1 protein-coding gene and 1 tRNA gene are annotated in these 1,873 nt (G+C 39.8%); one reads left to right on the top strand and one right to left on the bottom strand.

Annotation, left to right across the window (positions count from 1 at the left end):
• Positions 1 to 495: 495 nt before the first annotated feature.
• Positions 496 to 571: transfer RNA gene (locus tag LZ11_RS12200), tRNA-Trp, on the top strand.
• A gap of 24 nt (positions 572 to 595) precedes the next feature.
• Here LZ11_RS12200 and LZ11_RS12195 read toward each other — a convergent pair.
• Positions 596 to 1,732: a DUF362 domain-containing protein gene (locus LZ11_RS12195; RefSeq protein ID WP_148868123.1), complete on the bottom strand. Its 1,137-nt coding sequence runs from the start codon at positions 1,730 to 1,732 to the stop codon at positions 596 to 598.
• Positions 1,733 to 1,873: the final 141 nt, after the last annotated feature.

The raw sequence follows: 1,873 nt of genomic DNA, 5'->3' as shown, positions 1-1,873 counted from the left end.
TAACTTACGAACTTCAGCCTTCATGATTGAAAAACCCAACATCATTCGGGTTTCCAAAAAATGTGTCGCATTTAATATTGCATTTTACGGTAAAATAAATAATGCATAAAAGATTAAATAATAGTTGACATTTATCGAACCATCTATTTTAAGGCATTCAATAGAAAAGAATCAAAAGGCTATTTGTAATCGTACCCTCTGATTTTTCGTAGTTAAAATATTTTAAACCCAATAACATCAAGCCTTCCCCAAATCAAATATAACTACTATGTTAACTTTTAACTTGCCTCTAAAATAAAAAAGTATCCCCTATTTCTTACTATATATGTTATGTTAACCAATATAGTAAAAAGAAATAGCAAAAACGATGAGTGTAAAGTAAACTTAGTACAGAGGCGTTCATAATATATATTAGAATACTACTTATTGTTGTAGCCTCAAATTATCCTTTCCAATTGACATAACCGGCAAAATAATATATAATAAAGAATGCGCAGGGGAGTAGCTCAATTGGCAGAGTAGCGGTCTCCAAAACCGCCGGCTGCAGGTTCGAGTCCTGTCTCCCCTGCCATTTTTATTTTCGGCGTTACTTATATTACTTCAATATTGTCTCAAAAATTATATTTCTTTTTATCCTCACAGCTTTTTCAGGACAAAGTTCGTGACAGCAATAACATCTTATACATCTTTTTAGATCCACTACTGCTTTTTTATTTTTTATAGCTATTGCCTTAGCTGGGCACGTAGCATAGCATTCCCCGCATCCCAGACATTTTTGGGTTACAAACACGGGTTTCGGCGTTAATATATCCCTTACATACTTTTCAATCCTACCCGGCAAATAGCGTTTAAGGAAGGTAATATCCTTTCTTCGCGGTATTTTGAAATCTGAAACCATTACGTCTTCAAGCTTTCCTTCCAGCACATTTACCTCTACGTTTTCCTCTCTAAACAATCCCCTTTCCAGAGCTCTTTTTATCAGCGGAAATTCTTCGATTTTAAGGCCTATTATTTTCGCCGCAACGTAATCAGCTGCTATCCCATCTTGCGATACTATTATTATCCCAAGCTTTCGCGGGCTGCCGGCTGTTGGACCGTCTCCTTCCATAGCCCATATGCCATCTATCACCGAAAGAACCGGTGAAGCGGCAAGGTACAAATCCAGAAGCATATCCATAAATCTGAATGTTTCCTGGAACCTGAAGTGAAGTTCTATCTTCTGCCCTCCGGGGATTAAACCGAAGAGGTTTTTCACAGCGCCGGTAAAAACAGCCATTCCATGAGTTTTGAACTTTGCCATAGAAATTACACCATCGCACTCATGAAAAGGAGAAATAACGGATATCTTTTTCAACGCAGATCCGGCATCAAAACTGATTTCACTGCACGAAATATCAGTATTTAAACCCGTTCCTGTCTGAACGCACACGTCTTTAATTCCAGTGGTTTCGTAAACCGCTTCGAGCCTTTTTCGAGTGTACGGTCCTCCCGGGCTTTCCGCAACTAACGGAAATATCCCCTTCTTCTTCAAAAGGTTGACCATAGCTCCGACCACTTCGGGGTGAGTTGTGGCAGCATCCTCCGGCCTTTTTCTCATTACCAGGTTAGGTTTCAGTAAGATTTTCCGGTATCCGGAAAGATCTGCATCAATGGCATCTATCGCCTTTTCCAATCCGCTTTCTATCAAGGTTCTGTCATACTCGTCGCATCTTATTACAGCTACTTTCGGCATAAAATCCCCCTAGACTTATTCTATATCAACGTCGTTATTTTTCAATATAAAAATAAAGTTACTGAAATATAGAGTAGGAGGGGGCGGCTAACCCCCGTCCTCTCACACCACCGGACATGCGGGTCCGCATCCGGCGGTTCA

The organism is Thermosediminibacter litoriperuensis (genome assembly GCF_008124715.1).
GTDB lineage: Bacteria > Bacillota > Thermosediminibacteria > Thermosediminibacterales > Thermosediminibacteraceae > Thermosediminibacter > Thermosediminibacter litoriperuensis.
This window is presented reverse-complemented; position numbering and strand designations above follow the sequence as displayed.